The organism is Mycobacterium sp. NGS40 (assembly GCF_059812735.1).
Map to the genome: position 1 here is coordinate 211,506 of NZ_JCALDG010000011.1, position 15,812 is coordinate 227,317.

General features: G+C 67.2%; 24 protein-coding genes and 1 pseudogene. 17 read left to right on the plus strand and 8 right to left on the minus strand.

Features of this window, described 5'->3' with window-relative positions; genetic code table 11:
• Positions 1–113: 113 nt before the first annotated feature.
• Positions 114–713, minus strand: a complete 600-nt coding sequence (locus AC5Y5O_RS18635; protein ID WP_096291410.1) for a hypothetical protein — start codon at positions 711–713, stop codon at positions 114–116.
• A 178-nt stretch (positions 714–891) separates the two neighbouring features.
• A complete protein-coding gene (gene cspA / locus AC5Y5O_RS18640; RefSeq protein WP_007166602.1) occupies positions 892–1,095 on the minus strand; it encodes a cold shock protein CspA in 204 nt (67 codons plus the stop codon).
• Positions 1,096–1,343: 248 nt separating this feature from the next.
• Between cspA and AC5Y5O_RS18645 the strand changes: the two genes are divergently transcribed.
• Together AC5Y5O_RS18645 and AC5Y5O_RS18650 are read left to right on the plus strand one after the other, a co-directional pair.
• On the plus strand, positions 1,344–3,659 hold the full coding sequence (locus AC5Y5O_RS18645; RefSeq protein WP_096290374.1) for a DEAD/DEAH box helicase: 2,316 nt from the start codon (positions 1,344–1,346) through the stop codon (positions 3,657–3,659).
• A gap of 313 nt (positions 3,660–3,972) precedes the next feature.
• The gene (locus tag AC5Y5O_RS18650; RefSeq protein WP_096290375.1) at positions 3,973–5,010 is read left to right on the plus strand and encodes a PAS domain-containing protein; all 1,038 of its coding nucleotides are present in this window, start codon (positions 3,973–3,975) and stop codon (positions 5,008–5,010) included.
• A gap of 1 nt (position 5,011) precedes the next feature.
• Here the strand turns inward: AC5Y5O_RS18650 and AC5Y5O_RS18655 are convergent, their stop codons facing one another.
• The 6 genes and pseudogenes from AC5Y5O_RS18655 to AC5Y5O_RS18680 form a co-directional block, all read right to left on the minus strand.
• A complete protein-coding gene (locus AC5Y5O_RS18655) occupies positions 5,012–5,299 on the minus strand; it encodes an Rv3654c family TadE-like protein (RefSeq protein WP_500026537.1) in 288 nt (95 codons plus the stop codon).
• A gap of 40 nt (positions 5,300–5,339) precedes the next feature.
• Complete coding sequence (locus tag AC5Y5O_RS18660) at positions 5,340–5,642, minus strand: TadE family type IV pilus minor pilin (protein ID WP_243394199.1); 303 nt, start codon at positions 5,640–5,642, stop codon at positions 5,340–5,342.
• Positions 5,643–5,665: 23 nt separating this feature from the next.
• A complete protein-coding gene (locus AC5Y5O_RS18665; protein ID WP_096291412.1) occupies positions 5,666–5,857 on the minus strand; it encodes a DUF4244 domain-containing protein in 192 nt (63 codons plus the stop codon).
• A 36-nt stretch (positions 5,858–5,893) separates the two neighbouring features.
• Positions 5,894–6,487: a type II secretion system F family protein gene (locus AC5Y5O_RS18670; protein ID WP_207768610.1), complete on the minus strand. Its 594-nt coding sequence runs from the start codon at positions 6,485–6,487 to the stop codon at positions 5,894–5,896.
• Positions 6,484–7,284, minus strand: a complete 801-nt coding sequence (locus tag AC5Y5O_RS18675; RefSeq protein ID WP_096290377.1) for a type II secretion system F family protein — start codon at positions 7,282–7,284, stop codon at positions 6,484–6,486. Before AC5Y5O_RS18675 ends, AC5Y5O_RS18670 begins: the two co-directional genes overlap by 4 nt.
• Positions 7,281–7,850 (minus strand): annotated as a pseudogene (locus AC5Y5O_RS18680) (ATPase, T2SS/T4P/T4SS family); the annotation flags it as partial. The gene AC5Y5O_RS18675 and the pseudogene AC5Y5O_RS18680, both read right to left, overlap by 4 nt.
• 25 nt (positions 7,851–7,875) lie before the next feature.
• On the opposite strand from AC5Y5O_RS18680, the gene AC5Y5O_RS18685 reads away from it, so the two are divergent.
• From AC5Y5O_RS18685 to AC5Y5O_RS18755, 15 genes are all read left to right on the plus strand, one after another.
• Positions 7,876–9,312, plus strand: a complete 1,437-nt coding sequence (locus AC5Y5O_RS18685) for a recombinase family protein (RefSeq protein ID WP_500026547.1) — start codon at positions 7,876–7,878, stop codon at positions 9,310–9,312.
• Positions 9,313–9,527: 215 nt separating this feature from the next.
• Positions 9,528–9,722: a hypothetical protein gene (locus tag AC5Y5O_RS18690; RefSeq protein WP_500026549.1), complete on the plus strand. Its 195-nt coding sequence runs from the start codon at positions 9,528–9,530 to the stop codon at positions 9,720–9,722.
• A 151-nt stretch (positions 9,723–9,873) separates the two neighbouring features.
• Complete coding sequence (locus AC5Y5O_RS18695; RefSeq protein ID WP_500026553.1) at positions 9,874–10,536, plus strand: helix-turn-helix domain-containing protein; 663 nt, start codon at positions 9,874–9,876, stop codon at positions 10,534–10,536.
• Positions 10,536–10,775, plus strand: coding sequence for a hypothetical protein (locus AC5Y5O_RS18700; RefSeq protein WP_500026555.1), 240 nt, complete (start codon positions 10,536–10,538; stop codon positions 10,773–10,775). Before AC5Y5O_RS18695 ends, AC5Y5O_RS18700 begins: the two co-directional genes overlap by 1 nt.
• A complete protein-coding gene (locus AC5Y5O_RS18705) occupies positions 10,772–11,029 on the plus strand; it encodes a hypothetical protein (protein WP_500026559.1) in 258 nt (85 codons plus the stop codon). The genes AC5Y5O_RS18700 and AC5Y5O_RS18705 overlap by 4 nt, the downstream gene beginning before the upstream one ends.
• Positions 11,026–11,217: a hypothetical protein gene (locus tag AC5Y5O_RS18710; RefSeq protein ID WP_500026563.1), complete on the plus strand. Its 192-nt coding sequence runs from the start codon at positions 11,026–11,028 to the stop codon at positions 11,215–11,217. The genes AC5Y5O_RS18705 and AC5Y5O_RS18710 overlap by 4 nt, the downstream gene beginning before the upstream one ends.
• A complete protein-coding gene (locus tag AC5Y5O_RS18715; protein WP_500026569.1) occupies positions 11,214–11,579 on the plus strand; it encodes a hypothetical protein in 366 nt (121 codons plus the stop codon). Before AC5Y5O_RS18710 ends, AC5Y5O_RS18715 begins: the two co-directional genes overlap by 4 nt.
• Positions 11,576–11,974, plus strand: a complete 399-nt coding sequence (locus AC5Y5O_RS18720; protein WP_500026572.1) for a helix-turn-helix domain-containing protein — start codon at positions 11,576–11,578, stop codon at positions 11,972–11,974. The genes AC5Y5O_RS18715 and AC5Y5O_RS18720 overlap by 4 nt, the downstream gene beginning before the upstream one ends.
• An 11-nt stretch (positions 11,975–11,985) precedes the next feature.
• Positions 11,986–12,558, plus strand: coding sequence for a hypothetical protein (locus AC5Y5O_RS18725; RefSeq protein WP_500026574.1), 573 nt, complete (start codon positions 11,986–11,988; stop codon positions 12,556–12,558).
• 3 nt (positions 12,559–12,561) lie between these two features.
• Positions 12,562–12,945: a DUF2190 domain-containing protein gene (locus tag AC5Y5O_RS18730; RefSeq protein ID WP_500026577.1), complete on the plus strand. Its 384-nt coding sequence runs from the start codon at positions 12,562–12,564 to the stop codon at positions 12,943–12,945.
• A 13-nt stretch (positions 12,946–12,958) separates the two neighbouring features.
• Positions 12,959–13,837, plus strand: a complete 879-nt coding sequence (locus AC5Y5O_RS18735) for a major capsid protein (protein WP_500026582.1) — start codon at positions 12,959–12,961, stop codon at positions 13,835–13,837.
• Positions 13,838–13,859: 22 nt separating this feature from the next.
• Entirely contained in the window at positions 13,860–14,339 is a 480-nt protein-coding gene (locus tag AC5Y5O_RS18740) for a hypothetical protein (protein WP_500026588.1), read from the plus strand.
• 24 nt (positions 14,340–14,363) lie between these two features.
• Complete coding sequence (locus AC5Y5O_RS18745) at positions 14,364–15,149, plus strand: hypothetical protein (protein WP_500026592.1); 786 nt, start codon at positions 14,364–14,366, stop codon at positions 15,147–15,149.
• Positions 15,146–15,352 carry a hypothetical protein gene (locus AC5Y5O_RS18750; protein WP_500026597.1) on the plus strand — a complete coding sequence of 69 codons (207 nt, stop codon included), beginning with the start codon at positions 15,146–15,148 and terminating at the stop codon, positions 15,350–15,352. Before AC5Y5O_RS18745 ends, AC5Y5O_RS18750 begins: the two co-directional genes overlap by 4 nt.
• The gene (locus AC5Y5O_RS18755; RefSeq protein WP_500026600.1) at positions 15,352–15,741 is read left to right on the plus strand and encodes a hypothetical protein; all 390 of its coding nucleotides are present in this window, start codon (positions 15,352–15,354) and stop codon (positions 15,739–15,741) included. Before AC5Y5O_RS18750 ends, AC5Y5O_RS18755 begins: the two co-directional genes overlap by 1 nt.
• Positions 15,742–15,812 lie beyond the last annotated feature (71 nt).

Here is a 15,812-nt window from a genome sequence, read left to right on the forward strand (position 1 = left end):
GACGTTCCTTCCCTTCGGGCACCTGACAATTTCGCACCCTGAGGCGGGCCGACGCAAACCGACTCCCCGAAACCACAGGTCTCAGCGGCTGCCGGATATCCCGGGCCGCGCGGCTAGACCCGCGGCCACAGCGCCAACGCCTCGGCGCCGTCAGGATGTTCCCCTACGTTCTCTACCAGCCGCGATAGCCTGCGTCGGCCGCTGATCCGCAGTGCCGGGCGCCCGCCGCGGGTACCGATCAGGGTGGGCGCGATCCCGACCCGCATCAGCGCCGATGCGAGCGGCGAATGGGTGTCGGGGGCGTGGGGATCCAGACCGAGCTGGTAGTGCTCGCCCTCGGGCGTGCCCGCGGCGATGGTCCACGCCCGCAATTCGCGCGGACCGGGCAGCCACCGCGGCGGCACCGTTTTGACCGCGCCGCGGGTCCATTCCGCCGCGATCGCGCTCAGCGACGGATCGATCGCCGTTCGCACCAGAGGTGTGTCTTCGTCCGTGCGACCGATCTCGGGGACCAGGCCGGCCTCGGAGATCATCTCGGCCAGCGCTGTGGCGCGCCAGAGCTGATCCACAACGACCGACAGCCGGGCGCCACGGCCCTCGGAGCCGTCTGGGACGCCCACCGTCACGATTTGGCCAGAGGCCGCCAGCACCCCGCACAGATCGGCGACGGCGGGCGGCACCGCCTCCGCTGTGAAGAAGGAAAGCTGGCTCACCACACCGACAGTAAGCCAGGCCGCCCGTCCCCGCTTTGAGGCATTCGGCGCGGCGCGACACGCGGCGTGTCGCCCGCTTCCAGCCCAAGGTTGCGCAGGAGTGAATAGATAGTGAAAACCCCCCGGCGACACCCGCAAAGCGGGTTGCACGGGGGGTTTTCGTCAGAATCTGCTCGATTTAGACGGAGCGGACTCCGGTGGCCTGGGGGCCCTTAGGGCTGTGGCCGATCTCAAACTCGACCTTCTGATTTTCTTCGAGGGTGCGGAAGCCCGAACCCTGGATCTCCGTGTAGTGGACAAAAACATCCGCGGAACCATCCTCGGGGGCGATGAAACCGAACCCCTTCTCCGCGTTGAACCACTTCACAGTTCCCTGTGGCATTTCTCGATCTTTCCTTTTCTTCAAGGTTCGGAGCACCGCTTTTCGGTGCCCCGGGCCCGTTGTCACCGCCATACCTCGCGGAGTCGTCGGAACTTCACCCGACCGCTAACCTCGCAGGAACCGCGGGTCGCAACGTCGATCCTGCGAAGTTTTGACACGAACACAGAAGCTACGACCGCAAACAGTCAACCATGTTCATGGTCTCGGCGACAGACTTGTGTCCCTGACTGATTCTTGGAGGGTGTGACGTGGCGAGTTTCGGCAGCGACCTGCTGGCCGTCGCGCTCGCCGGAACCGCGCCGGACGAGCACCCGCTGCGCCATGTCGCGGAGCTGCCCGCCCGCAGCGGCCGGCCCCATCTTTGGCCGAAGTGGGCCGAATCCGACGTCATCGCGGCCTTTACCGACCGCGGCATCGCAGCCCCGTGGTCACACCAGGCGCGGGCGGCCGAATTGGCCCACGACGGTCGCCACGTCGTGGTCAGCACCGGTACCGCGTCGGGCAAGTCGCTGGCGTATCAACTGCCGGTACTCAATGCGCTGGCGACCGATCCGTTGGCCCGGGTGCTGTACCTGTCGCCGACAAAAGCGCTTGGTCACGACCAGTTGCGCGCCGCGCATGCACTGACCGCCGCGGTGCCGCGACTTTCCGATGTCGCGCCCACCGCCTACGACGGCGACAGCCCCGCCGAGGTTCGCCGGTTCGCGCGCGAGCGTTCCCGCTGGCTGTTCTCCAACCCGGACATGATCCATTTGTCCATCTTGCGAAATCATCCGCGCTGGGCCGTCTTGCTGCGCGGGTTGCGCTTCGTAATCGTCGACGAATGTCATTACTACCGAGGTGTTTTCGGCTCGAACGTAGCAATGGTGTTGCGCCGCCTGCTGCGGCTGTGTGCGCGCTACTCGGCTCGACCCGGTTGTCAGCCGACCTTCATTTTCGCCAGTGCGACGACGGATGCGCCCGGCGCGACGGCGGCCGAACTCATCGGTCTGCCGGTCGAAGAGGTCACCGAAGACGGCTCACCGCAGGGCGAGCGCACCGTCGCGTTGTGGGAACCCGCGCTGCGCACCGACGTCACCGGCGAGCACGGCGCCCCGGTGCGACGGTCGGCCGGTGTCGAGGCGGCACGGGTGATGGCCGACCTGATCGCCGAGGGCGCGCAGACCCTGACGTTCGTGCGTTCCCGGCGGGCCGCCGAACTGACCGCCCTGGGTGCCCGGGCGCGGCTGGACGACATTGCCGCGGGCCTGTCGCAGCAGGTGGCGTCGTACCGGGCCGGCTATCTCGCCGAGGACCGCAACGCGCTGGAGCGCGCGCTGGCGGAGGGCCGATTGCGGGGTTTAGCCACCACCAACGCGCTGGAATTGGGGGTAGACATCGCCGGGCTGGACGCGGTGGTGCTGGCCGGCTTCCCCGGGACGGTTGCCTCGTTCTGGCAACAGGCCGGCCGCTCGGGGCGCCGCGGGCAGGGGGCCCTGGTGGTGTTGATCGCCCGTGACGATCCGCTGGACACCTATCTGGTGCACAATCCCGCAGCGCTGCTGGACAAACCGGTCGAGCGGGTGGTGATCGACCCGGCGAACCCCTATCTCCTCGGGCCCCAACTGCTCTGCGCCGCAACCGAATTGCCACTCGAGGACGCCGAAGTCCGAGAACTCGGCGCCATGCGGGTGGCCGAGGGGCTGGTCGACGACGGGTTATTGCGCCGGCGCGGCGGCAAGTACTTCCCGGCACCCGGCCTAGAACCGCATGGCGCGGTCGACATCCGGGGCTCGGCGGGTGGCCAGATCGTCATCGTGGAGGCCGACACCGGGCGACTGCTGGGCAGCACCGGACTCGGTCAGGCTCCCGCGTCGGTGCACCCCGGCGCGGTGTACCTCCACCAGGGCGACACGTACGTCGTCGATTCGCTGGATCTCGAGGAGGCAATCGCGTTCGTGCACGCCGAGGATCCCGGTTATGCGACGTTCGCGCGCGAAATCACCGACATCAAGGTCACCGGCAGCGGCGAGCAGTCGACGTTCGGCCCGGTGACCCTGGGCGTGGTGCCGGTCCGGGTCACCCACCAGGTGGTGGGGTACCTACGTCGGCGCCTGTCCGGGGAGGTCATCGATTTCATCGAGCTGGACATGCCCGAACACATCCTGGACACCACCGCGGTCATGTACACGATCACGCCGGAAGCGTTGGCAAGCAAGGGAATTGACGCAACGCGGATTCCCGGCTCGTTGCACGCCGCCGAACACGCCGCAATTGGGCTGCTGCCACTGGTCGCCAGCTGCGATCGCGGGGATATCGGCGGAATGTCCACCGCCCTCGGTCCGCTGGGTGAGCCCAGCGTGTTCGTCTACGACGGGTATCCGGGCGGGGCGGGCTTCGCCGAACGTGGATTTCGGCAGGCGCGGACCTGGTTGAGTGCTACCGCCGCGGCCATCGAAGCGTGCGAATGCCCGATGGGTTGCCCGTCGTGCGTCCAGTCCCCCAAGTGCGGAAATGGGAATAACCCGCTCGATAAGGCGGGAGCTGTGCAAGTGCTCAGACTGGTGCTTGCGGAGTTGCCGTAGCGATCGCGCTGAGCGATCCACGGGACGGCGACCGACCCCTCGACGGTCGACCTCCACGGAATCTGCATATAACAACCGCCGAATGCGTTTCCTCTTTGCTAAAGAAACGCCGACATGCTGTCTCAAAGCGCGACCAACGGCCGGAGCAGAAAACCTACCAAGGCTGTGATGGCGTTTGCAAACTTACCAGTAACTTAGCGCCGGCGAAGTCGATTCGAAGTATCGCTGAACTGGTTCCGTGACGGATTTGCTGAGGCGATGTCGGCGCGCCTGGGGATCCTCAGATGCGCCCGCGCGCCCTAAAATCGAGCGCATGGCCCACGACTGGTTGCTCGTGGAGACACTGGGGGAAGAGCCTGCCGTGGTTGCACAGGGGCGGCAGCTCAAGAACCTTGTCCCTATCACGACCTTCCTCCGCCGCAGTCCCCATCTCGCCGCCGTCCGGACCGCGATCGCCGAGTCGATGCGCACCGGCCAGAGCCTGACCAGCATCACGCCCAAGCACGACCGCGTGATCCGCACCGAACCGGTGGTGATGTCCGACGGCTGCATCCACGGTGTGCATGTGTGGACCGGGCCCGCTGACATCGACCCGCCGGAGCGGCCCACCGCGGGTCCGCTGAAGTGGGACCTGACCCTCGGCGTGGCCACGGACACGCGGGAATCGCTGGTCATCAGCGGCAAGAACCCCGAGGTCGAAGTCACCTTCGGGCGGGCCTTTGCCGAAGACCTTCCTTCGCGCGAGCTCAACCCGAACGAAACCAAAGTTCTTGCCATGGCGGTCAAAGCCGAACCCGGCCAAACCATATGCAGCACATGGGATCTCACCGACTGGCAGGGCAATCCTATCCGGATAGGCTTCATCGGCCGCAGCGCGCTCGAGCCCGGACCCAGTGGCAAGGACCACCTCGTCGCACGTGCGATGAACTGGCGCGCCGAGCTCAAGGGGCCGAACGTTTCCACCGACGATCTGGCGTTGCGGATCCTCGACGGGCTGCGGCAGGCCGGCGTTCACCGGGCACTCGTCGACCTCAACACCTGGACCCTGCTGAAATGGCTCGACGAGCCGTGCACCTTCTACGACTGGCGAGGCTCCGACAAGGCCAGGCCGAAGGTCCATCCCGACGACGTGCCCCAAATGTCAGCCATGACACAGGAATTCGATAAGGGATCGACCAACCGGGTGCTGCGGATGCGCGGCTTCGACGGCGACTGGGTGCCGGTGCACGTGACCGCCAATCGTGTGGAACTGGAACCGGAGACCTTCGTCGGGCTGCTCTCGTTGCGCTTGCCCAGCGACGAAGAGCTGGCCAACGCCGGGCTGGCAAAAGCCACAGACGACAACGCCTGAGCTACGCCGCGTCGACCGGCCCTGCCCGAGCGGCGGCCTGAGCCACACCGCCGAACACCACCGCCACGCGCACGGTGACGACGACGTCGAGATCTTCCACCCGGCAGCCCACGTCGTCGACTCGCATCGTGCGGGCTATCGCACTCGCCCGGGCGCAGGCCGCCGCGGCTCCGGCAGGTAGCCGCGCCGCGGCGGCCAGCGCGGCCAGATCGGCAGCCGCCTGCGCACGATGGCGTGCCACCACCGCCGAGCCGATGTACGCGCCGGCGCCCGTGACGCACAGCAGCACCGCGACTATTGCCGCCGCGAGGACGGTCGCCGCCCCGCGCTCATCGCGACGGCTCCGCCGCCGCGACGGCCTTAGCACTGATATCCAAGGCGGGCAGCAACTTTGAGTGCACGATAACCGTGGCCACGACGAAATCGCCGTCGCGGCGCACCTGGATCCGCGATCCGCCCGGCGCAATGCTACGCGCGACGTCGACGGCTGAACGTTCGTCACCGCGCGCGGCCAGCCGGGCCGCCTCGCGGGCGGCATCAACACAGCGAACCTGCATTGCCACGGCCGCAACGCCGGCCAGGCAAAACGCCAGCACCACCACCAGTGTGGCGATCGCCAAAGCCGCTTCCACGGTGCTCGCACCGGCGCAGCCGATCAGACCTTGGTGTTGAGCGCGCGACCGATGATGTTGGTCAACGCCGACACGATCGAATCGCCGGTGACGACGGTGTAGAGAATCGCGCCGAAGGCGGCCGCCGCAATAGTGCCGATCGCGTATTCGACGGTGGACATTCCCGACTCGTCGGCGGCAAGGACCGCCATCCGCGCCATCATTACGCGAAACATGTTGATCACCAATGTATCTCCTCTGTTGTAATGCCTTCACAACAAGCCCGACTGCAGAACATCTCCGGCCAGCCCGGCGACCACCGGGACAATGCCCAGGCAGATGAACGCCGGCAGGAAGCACAGCCCGAGCGGGCCTGCGATCAGCACGCCCGCGCGCTCGGCGGCCGCAGCGGCGGTATGCGCGGCGTCGTGCCGAGACTGGTCGGCCAGCTCTGCGACGCCGCCGGCCAGTGCCGCACCCGAGGACGCCGAACGTCGGGCCAGTCGCAGGAGCGCATCGGTCTGCACGTCGACCGTCTTCTCGGGCGAGATTGACCATGCCACAGCGGGATCGGATCCCAGGGCCAGCAGATCGGCGGCGCGCCGCAATACCCGGGCCAGCCTCGGCGGGGCGGACGCTGCGGTCGCGGCGGCCGCGGTCGACACGGCCATCCCGGCCTCCAGACACACTGCCAGCACGTCGAAGCTGGATGCGACGGCCAGCGGGTCCGTTCCGCGGGCCTTCTCGTCGGCCCGCGCGATCCGAAACCGTTGCGCACGAGGCGTTGTGCCGGCGCGCGCCCGCACCACCGACGGCCCCGGCCCGATCAACAGCGCCACGGCGAGCAAGACCGCCGCGATGCTCACGGCCCGGCTCCCGCACGCGCGACGATGCGGTCGGACCACAGCAGCCCGGTGCACGTCAGCACCGAGCCGACAACGAGCAGCCATCCGCCGGCGTGTCCACTCAGCAGGAAGCTCAGCGGACGCGCCCCGATCAGTTGGCCCAGCAACACCCCCAGCACCGGCAGTCCCGCCAGTATCGCTGCGGTGGCCCGCGCCCCGGCCATGGCGGAATCAACCCGCGACGAGAATCGCTGCCGCTCAACGATATCGCGTTGGGCGGTACGCATCAGCGTGGCGATCGCGAGGCCATGCTCGGCGGCCAGCTGCCAGCACGCGGCCAGTCGATGCCAGTGCGTGGGCTGGCCCGAGGAGCACGCCGCGGCGCGCAAGCCGGCCACGACGTCGGCGCCCAGTCGCGCCCGCGCCGCGACGCCTCGCAGCGAGATCGACACCGCACCGGCGGTTTCGTCGGCAGCAACAGCAAACGCCTGCACCGGATGGACACCCACTCGCAGCTCGCCGACCAGCACATCCAGCGCGGCCTCCAATGTCCGGCCCTCCTCGGCGGCGCGTAGGCGCTGCCGACGCCGGCGGTAGCGCAGGCTCGTCGTGGCGGCCACGGCCGCGCCGGCCAGGACAGTCGTCATCGGCAGCAGCGCCGCGCCGGCAACACCGGCGCATGCCGCCAGACAACCCAGCCCACGGCCGCCGACAACCCGTCGGCGCGCTGGCGTCGGCCTGAGCCGCCGTCGCGGTGATGGCGGAAGAGCCAACAGCGCCAACGCCACCAGCAACGCACCGGCCGGGATACCGTTCATGCCGGCAACCGGCTTTGCAGCAAGGCATGCAGTTCGTCGGCAGCGTCGGTCATCCCCCGCTCGGCGTGCCACGCCGTTACCGCCTGAACTCGTTCCCCGACCTGGCACAGCACCGCGATCTCAGCGAGGCGGCGCCGGCCGCTGCGGTCCCGGGCGACGTGCAGCAGTACCTGAACCGCCGCCGCGAGCTGACTGTGCAACGCGGTCCGGTCCAAACCGCCGAGCGCGCCCAGCGCCTCCAGCCGGGCCGGAACCTCGCCCGGATTGTTGGCGTGCACCGTCCCGGCCCCGCCGTCGTGGCCGGTGTTCAGCGCTGCGAGCAGGTCGACCACTTCGGCGCCCCTGACTTCTCCGACGACAATGCGGTCCGGCCGCATCCGCAGCGCCTGCCGGACGAGTTGGCGCACCGAAACCTCGCCTACGCCTTCGACATTGGCGCACCGCGCGACCAGCTTGACCAGGTGCGGATGCCGGGGCGCCAATTCGGCCGCGTCCTCGACGCAGACGATCCGTTCGGCCGGCGATACCGCACCCAGCATGGCCGCCAGCAATGTCGTCTTACCGACTCTGTATCTATGGCACACTTAGCCAATGGGACATAGGGCGGCGATTTACGTGCGGATCAGCCAGGACCGAGAGGGGGCGCGCCTTGGCGTCAAGCGCCAAGAGCAGGACTGCCGAAAGCTCGCGAAGAGGCTCGGCTGGGAAATCCGACACGTCTACGTCGACAACGACGTCTCGGCCTATAGCGGCAAACGCCGGCCGGAGTATCAGGCGTTGCTCGCCGAGGTCGAGGCTGGTGGGCTCGACGGTGTCATCGCGTGGCACCCCGACCGGCTGCACCGCTCGCCTGTCGAACTCGAGACGTACATCGAGCTGTCGCGCAAGCACGGCGTCGAGACGCACACGGTGCAGGCCGGACATTGGGACTTGTCGACGCCTTCCGGTCGGGCCGTCGCGGTCACTTTGTCGGCTTGGGCGCGTTACGAATCCGAGCACAAGGGTGAGCGCATCCGGCGGGCGCGGCAGCAACAGGCGAAGGCCGGCGGTTGGCACGGTGGTATCCGGCCGTATGGCTTTGAGCCTGACGGCGTCACCATCCGGCCCGCCGAGGCGGCCGAAATCGCCAAGGCCGTCGAGGCGGTTGTGAGCGGTGTGTCGCTGCGGTCGCTCGTGCGGGACCTCAACGAGCGCGGCATTTCGACGACGACTGGCCGCGGGCCGTGGACGTCGGTGGCGCTGAAAGAGACCATCATGCGGCCTAGAACGGCTGGTTTGTCGTCCTACCGTGGTGAAATCGTCGGTGAGGCGGTGTGGCCGCCGATCGTCCCGGAGGACACCTGGCGGGCAGCGTGCGCGATCCTGTCCGACCCCGCGCGGCGCACCAACGGTGCCCGCGGCGGGACGATCCGCTGGCTCGGCTCAGGCCTCTACGTGTGCGGTGTATGCGGCGAGGCGAAACTCCGCGTAGGCACCGGCGGCAGCGTCAAGCGCCACACGTACCGATGCGGCAACCGAGAAATCCGCGACGGCGGCGGGCACGTCACCCGTGAGGCGGCCACGCTTGACTCCTACGTCGAGGAGGTGATCGTCGGCAGACTGTCCGAGCCCGGTCTCCTCGAGCAGCTCGTCGCCGCCGACCCCGACAAGGACACGGCGGCGCTGCGCGTCGAGCTAGTCGCCGTGCGCGAACGCCAGGACGAACTCGCCGGCCTATTCGCAGCCGGGCAGATCACAGCGCGCCAGCTCGCAATCGGCACCGAGAAACTGACCGCGAAAGAGAACGCAATCGCCAAGTCGCTCACATCGGCCGGTCGGCGCAACCCGATGCAAATGCTCGCCGGCGCGAAAGACTTGCGATCGCTGTGGTTTGGCAGCCGAGACGACCGCTCCGACGGCCTATCTCTTGGCCAGCGCCGCGCGATCCTCGAGGTGCTGATGACCGTTACCGTCCTGCCGGCACCCCGACGACGCCTCTACCACTTCGACCCCGATTACGTGCGGATCGACTGGAAAGCAGCAGGGTAAAGGCCGGCGCCGTACAACTTGTCGGCGTTAGTCATTAATCTTCACGTTGGACGGCCACACGTACACGCCGACCAACGTCAGAACGCACCTACTCAGAAGCGACCCACCCCGTCAGGTGTCCGGTGTTTCGGGCACCTCGAAGAGAGGTCGCTTTTGTCATGCCCAGAGGCTCGCTGTCAGACGCCGCTGCCCGCCGTCGCAGCCGAATTGGCGTAATGACTCGTGAAGTTCGTAAAGGCGAACGATCCGCCGACGACCCGGCGATCGACGAAGAGCGCGCCGCCCTGCGCGCCGAGGTCCTCGCTAGTCATGTCGAGAAGGTGCTGGCGCAAGCGCCGCCGCTCACCGCAGCGCAAAGAGACCGTATCGCGGCGATCCTGCGCGCCGGCGGGCGAGAGCTCGCATCGTGATAGGCGGCGTGGGGCCGCCTAGAAACGACGAGGGCCGGGCGGTGGTGGATCGCCCGGCTCTCAACGTCGAGGAGCCCAGGAAGCCGCCCAACACGTCTGGTCTTACGAGCGCCCGCCGACACAACCGCACCACCGGCCGGAGGCGGTGCGGATGACCCCAGAGGAGCGAAGGGCTTGGCGTAGAGCTGTTTTCGGCGCCAAACTCACGGCGGCCCACAGGCTCGTGCTGCTCGCACTGGAGACGTTCGCGAACTACCACGACGGCGCCAGTGCATATCCGGGCGAGGCACGTCTGGCGCAGCTGTGCAATCTCAAACCGCGTGCGGTCCGGTACGCGCTTGAGTGCGGCCAACAACTCAACTTCATTGAGCGCACAGCAAACTCGAAACGTGGATCGGCGACCGTCTATCGGCTGATTCCCGTCGCAATGACCGGCACAACCGTGCCTCCCAACGGGCCAACGACCGGCACAGTCATGCCGCCCAACAACGAAATGACCGGCACCACTGTGCCTCTCAACGGTTCAATGACCGGCACCGCTGTGCACAATGACCGGCACGCTCACAACAGAATGACCGGCACCGCCGTGCCGCCCACCTATACAGGACCTAATCATTACCAGGGAGGCGGCGAGCTCGTCCCGGAGCACACGGCTGACGAGACCCAGGATTCAACGGCTCGCCCGTTAGCAAACGGCAAACCGCCGTCGTTTGTCTGCGGGCCCTTCGGGCCGCGATGCCGACGGCACGCTCACCTCGAGCACCCACCGTCCGACTGCGCTCGCTGCCAACAGCTCGCCGAAGAGGTCGCGTGATGAGTCGCCCTGTGGCCGATGCCTACTACGAAGCGATCGACCGTCGATGCCCGACATGCCATGCCGCGCCGGGCGAGTACTGCATCCGCACCGACGACATCGGCGCGCGCCGCGTCCGACGCATCCCGTGCGTGCGCCGCTGCGCACCGGGCCCGCCGCCAATCGACGACACCGTCGCACCAACAAGGGCATTCAGCGAACCCCTACACGAACTCGACGAACCCGAGGAGCGCCGATGAGTAACCGCGCAGAGTTGAATCTCGACGCCGCCGTAGGCCGCCTACTGCTGGCAGCTCACACCGAGGACCTCAGTGCGACCGCGGCCATGCTCGATGAGCTCGACGTTGCCGATCTACGCGAGGTCGTCGCCATGCTCGCCGAAGGGCTTGCGCTCGCCGAAGCGGAATCGTTCGAGGACAAAGACCTCGCCATCTTCGACGCAATGCGGCGCATAGGTGAAGCCCTCGACGACGCGACCAAGGGGCCGCGGTGAGGTTCAACGGTGCGAGCGGCTGGCAAGCGTCGGTAAAGGCGTGCCATCACGATCCGCCGCGTGTCGCGGTCACCATCGGGCCGCTCATCTTCACCGCCGACCCTGACGAGGCCCTCGGTCTCGCTGATCGCCTTGTCGACGCCGTCGAAGCAATCCGCAGCCATGCCCAGGGAAGGACCACACGATGACCGACCAGACCGATAACCGGCTCGCGGAGGCGCGCCGGGACTACTGCGCGGCGATGTATGTCGTTGCGCAGATCACCGGTGACCGCGAGCTCGTCGACGAGGCGGTTCGTCGGCTGGCCGCCCAAGGTAGGCCCGCCTGCGTGACTGAAATGCTCACTCGCAGTCTGCACCTGGTCGTCGAGAAAACTGATCTGCTCGACCTTGAGCCGGTCGTCGTCGCGATGCGTGATTACATGGGCCGCTTGCTGTCCCAGGTTGGTGCAGAGCGGCTCAACCCTGTCATCGCCGACGAACTGGACCCCACCGAGTTCGACGCCGGCCTGCAGCGGCTCCTCGGTGATGGCGCGGACGGTGCGCCGTGATCGCGGCTCAGCACGGCGTGTATCTCACTGTCGACGACGCAGCGTATCTGGCCGAATTCCTTGACCACGTCTGCCGCGCTATGCAGCCGTCACCGAAGCTCGTCGACTTCGCCCGCCGGCTCAAGAAATCTTGCGTAGCGCTGACGCCTACGCAAGAAAGCAGCCGAAATCGCTTGCGTGGCGTGCATTCCGAGTCTGGTGTGAGTGACCATGCGGCTTATGACCTCGTCGACACCGACGAAGCCGCCCGGCTCCTCGAGTGCAGCGCCGCGAATGTTCGCGACCTTGTGCGTCGCGGGCGGCTTCCGGCGCAGCGTTCTGGCAACCGCTGGCTGCTTCCCGCGCGAGCGGTCGTCGAGCGCGCCGAACGCCAGGCCGCCCGTCGGGCCGGCTGACGGGAGCCGACGTGGCTGACGTACGGACATTGCGCGACATTGAGATTCTCAAGGTCGGTACCTGGGACGGCGCCAACGGCAAGTTCACGGTCACCCACGAGGACCTTGAGTCCGCGGTCGAATTCGCCCGCGCCGGGGTCCTGCGACCAGCCCCGTTGAAGATCGGCCACGATGACCCTCGGTTCGACGGCGGACCTGCGCTCGGTCATCTCGGCAATGTTCGACTCGTCGGCGACACGCTGCTCGCCGACTTCGTGAATGTTCCTGCCGGCCTGGCGAAGATGCTTTTGCACGCCTACCGGGACCGCAGCATCGAGGGTGTTTTCGACTACAGCGACGGCACCGGCCGCACGTGGCGGTTCATCGTGACGGCGTGCGCTCTGCTCGGTGAACGCGCACCGGCCGTTCATACCCTCAAGCAGCTCGGCGAGCTGTACAACGTCGACGTTGCCGCGGCCGCGCCGGGTAGGCGAGTCACCGTGGCGGCCAGTGCGTTTCATCCCGATCTCGAGGCTCGCCGTCGGCGTGCCGTGCAAGTAGCCGCCGCCCGCCGGCTGCGCACCAACAGAACGATTGGAGTCTGACGAATGTCGACAACGATTCCCCAGGTGTCGGTGTATGACCCCGGCGCCGATATCACCGCCGAAGCGACCGCAGCTGTGACGGCTCGACGATTCCTCGCCGTGTCCGGTAACCGCACTGGCGGCGGGAACATCGCGGTCGCGCCGGCCGCCGCGGGTGTACGCCCGTGCGGCGTCGCGGGGAACGACGCTGCTGTCGGTGGGCTCGTCCGGGTGGTGCGGGGCAATAGCCGCGTCGTCAAGGTCCAGGCAAGCGGCGCCATTGCGGCCAACGCCGAAGTCCAGGTCGGCGCCAATGGCACCGCAGCGACCAAGGCTGCCGGCATCGCGGTGGGCTACGCGGTCACCGGCGCTGCCGACGCCACCGATGCCGAAATCTCGCTCTACTGAGAGGACTTGACCGATGCCCAACCCGTTGATTCCCGAGCTCAGCGGCCGACGCCTTACCGTCGATGCCGCCCTCAAAGAGCCCAGCAGGATTCGCGATCAGATTGCGCACCTGGCGGATTCCCAAATCCTCTTACCGCGTGTGTTCCGACCCTTCGGCGCCCAGGTTCAGGGCGGCGGCCTACTGTATTCCGTGATCGCGGCGACCGACTTTTTCACCAGCGACGTCGAGAAGCGCACACCCGGTGCCGAATACCGCGTCGTCGAGGGCGTCGAGCCCGAGCCAAAACTCGCCGTCGTCGAGGATTGGGGCGGGAAGTTCCAGGTCGAAGATGAGCGGCGCACCCGCAATGACATCTCTTACATCGACCAGCAGACAACGCAATTGGCGAACACCATCGCGCGCAAGCTGGATACCCGCGCCGTCGCCGCGCTCGAGGCTGCCGAAATTGCCACCGTCGCTGCGTCGAACCCATGGGACGAGCTGACTTTCGTGGGCCCGGACGCCAACCTGACGCCGGGACCCGATCGGCCGACAAGTCATTTCGCCCAGGCCCAGGAGCTCGCCGATCTCGAGGAGCTGGGTGTTGTGCACGACACGCTGCTCCTGCATCCGAGCCAGGCGCGGGCGCTGCGCGAGGCGTACGCCGAGAAACTCGGCGCCATGCTGGAATCGGTTGGCCTCAAGATGTTCTCCAATCCGCGTATCCCGGCCGGCACCGCCTATGTGTGCCAGGGAGGCATGGTGGGCACTGTCGGATTCGAGGCCCCGCTCACGGTCGACGTCATCGACGAGCGCAAAACTCGCTCGACGTGGGTGCAGGCGTACGCGGTGCCCGCGTTCGCCGTCGACCGCCCCTACGCGGCCAAGAAGATCACCGGCCTCACCGCCTAGATTCCGTCAAGGAGACGACACGATGGCACTCACACTCGAGTTTGACGATGCCGAAGCCGCGGTGCTGTTGGACCGCCTCGGCCTACCAGAGGACACCAGCGACACCGACCTCGTCCTCGACACCCTCAAGGACGCGCTGCGAGGCGCCCCACTGATGGCCGACGCACCGCCGTCTCAGGTCGCAGCCGCTGCAAAGCTGCACGATCTCGAGGTCGTCGACACCGCGACGTTGACCGCGTTGCGTAACGACGCGCAGGAGGCACGCACACTCAAAGCCGCTGCGGTGCAGCAGAAGATCGAGGCCGCCGTCGATGACGCAGTCTCCAAGGGCAAGATCACTGCGCCGCGTAAAGGGCACTGGGTGACGTTGTGCACACACGACGAGAAGATGCTCGAGGTACTCGCGTCGGTGCCTAACGAGACTGCGGTCCCCATGACCGAGATCGGGCACTCGCTCGAGCCCGTCGATGCCGGCGCCGACCAGCCGGCCTGGTTTTACTGATCGTCGCCGCTCGCGGTTACTGGCATGGTCGTTGAGCGCGACCACGGTGGCCGGCCGTCTGTCACTGAGCGGCCGGTCACCGTGACCACCGACTCCGAGACCGACGAACTCGTCGAGGCCGCCACCGGCTGGCGCATCTGGCACGTCAACATCGGTGATGACCCGCCAGCACTTCACCCGCCCGACGGCGGCGCGCCGGGCTGCGTCGGCACACAACCGGTCACCAGCCAAACGATCCAGGCGCAGTGCATCTTTCGGCCCGACCACCACCCGCCGGAGCGTGACTGTTCCTGCGGCCTCTACGCCGTCGAGAACGTCATCGACGCCCTCTACCGGCTGCACGTCATCACCGCCAACATCGCGACCGGCACCACCAGCTTCTGGCACTCCTACACGCGCACCGCACCCCTCGTCCCCGTCCTGGCGCGCGTCCACCTCACCCGCGTGCGCTGGATCAAACGCGCCGTGGCCTGGTCCGACCTCAAATGCATCACACCGGAAATGCGGGCCACCACAGCACGAATCGAATGTCTCTACGTCAGTGACGAACTCATTGGCCACGACCACGCTCGACACCTCGCCGACCGACTCAGCACAGCACTCGACATCAGAGCAATCGTCGGCTACCCCACCTACACCCTCGACGACTGGGAACAACGCCCCGACTGGTACCGGCACGGCGGCCCTCACGGCCTACTCGACGACGAATACGAGCCACTGCCCGCCGGCGACAACCCCTACGTCATACCGTTTGCCGCGCCCATCCCCGCACCCGGCGAGACCGTCTGGGGCGGCCACGTCTGCCGATGAGCACCGAACGCGACAAGCAGTGGCGCGAGTACCTGCACAAGCAGGCCACCGAGTTTCCCCGCGAGCTCGCCCGATGCACCTGCAACACAACGTCATCCGATCCAGCCGACCACGCCAACGGGTGCGCGCTGTCACTGTCGCCACCGCTATCGAGCAATCCCAGCCGACCGGCGACACGTCGGCTGCCCGAGGAGATGTTCTGATGCCCAACAGTTCCCGCCGCGCACCGCGGCCCAGCAGCACCGCACGCGGCCTCGGCCACGATCACCAGCTGCACCGCTCACGGCTGCTTCAGCGCCATATCGACGGCAAACCATGCTGGTGGTGTGCAAGGTCCATGTACCGCGACCCCAGACGCAACTGGGACGGCCGACCGCTACACGCCGACCACAGTCGCAGCCGCTCGGTCTACGGAATCGGCAATACCCACGCCGACCGACTGTTGCATGCCACCTGCAACGAGCGCCGCGGTGACGGTAGCCGCGACGACCAACGCCCGGCACTGACCGGAAACGCCGACAACCTCAACCTTGCCGTCGACTCCGAGCTCGGCGAGCTCACCTACTTCGACTGGCCTGACCTGGCACGATGACCCGATTTTCTTAGGGTGGGGGGGTACCCGAGACCGCCGCGGTGGTCAGAAAGATTTTTTTACAGCGACTG

Coding starts and splice junctions, on each gene's coding strand:
- AC5Y5O_RS18665 (WP_096291412.1), bottom strand. CDS start 5,857: ATGTTTCGCGTAATGATGGCGCGGATGGCGGTCCTTGCCGCCGACGAG.
- AC5Y5O_RS18735 (WP_500026582.1), top strand. CDS start 12,959: ATGCCCAACCCGTTGATTCCCGAGCTCAGCGGCCGACGCCTTACCGTC.
- AC5Y5O_RS18700 (WP_500026555.1), top strand. CDS start 10,536: ATGAGTCGCCCTGTGGCCGATGCCTACTACGAAGCGATCGACCGTCGA.
- AC5Y5O_RS18730 (WP_500026577.1), top strand. CDS start 12,562: ATGTCGACAACGATTCCCCAGGTGTCGGTGTATGACCCCGGCGCCGAT.
- AC5Y5O_RS18705 (WP_500026559.1), top strand. CDS start 10,772: ATGAGTAACCGCGCAGAGTTGAATCTCGACGCCGCCGTAGGCCGCCTA.
- AC5Y5O_RS18675 (WP_096290377.1), bottom strand. CDS start 7,284: ATGAACGGTATCCCGGCCGGTGCGTTGCTGGTGGCGTTGGCGCTGTTG.
- AC5Y5O_RS18690 (WP_500026549.1), top strand. CDS start 9,528: ATGACTCGTGAAGTTCGTAAAGGCGAACGATCCGCCGACGACCCGGCG.
- AC5Y5O_RS18715 (WP_500026569.1), top strand. CDS start 11,214: ATGACCGACCAGACCGATAACCGGCTCGCGGAGGCGCGCCGGGACTAC.
- cspA (WP_007166602.1), bottom strand. CDS start 1,095: ATGCCACAGGGAACTGTGAAGTGGTTCAACGCGGAGAAGGGGTTCGGT.
- AC5Y5O_RS18650 (WP_096290375.1), top strand. CDS start 3,973: ATGGCCCACGACTGGTTGCTCGTGGAGACACTGGGGGAAGAGCCTGCC.
- AC5Y5O_RS18740 (WP_500026588.1), top strand. CDS start 13,860: ATGGCACTCACACTCGAGTTTGACGATGCCGAAGCCGCGGTGCTGTTG.
- AC5Y5O_RS18695 (WP_500026553.1), top strand. CDS start 9,874: ATGACCCCAGAGGAGCGAAGGGCTTGGCGTAGAGCTGTTTTCGGCGCC.
- AC5Y5O_RS18750 (WP_500026597.1), top strand. CDS start 15,146: ATGAGCACCGAACGCGACAAGCAGTGGCGCGAGTACCTGCACAAGCAG.
- AC5Y5O_RS18755 (WP_500026600.1), top strand. CDS start 15,352: ATGCCCAACAGTTCCCGCCGCGCACCGCGGCCCAGCAGCACCGCACGC.
- AC5Y5O_RS18745 (WP_500026592.1), top strand. CDS start 14,364: ATGGTCGTTGAGCGCGACCACGGTGGCCGGCCGTCTGTCACTGAGCGG.
- AC5Y5O_RS18685 (WP_500026547.1), top strand. CDS start 7,876: ATGGGACATAGGGCGGCGATTTACGTGCGGATCAGCCAGGACCGAGAG.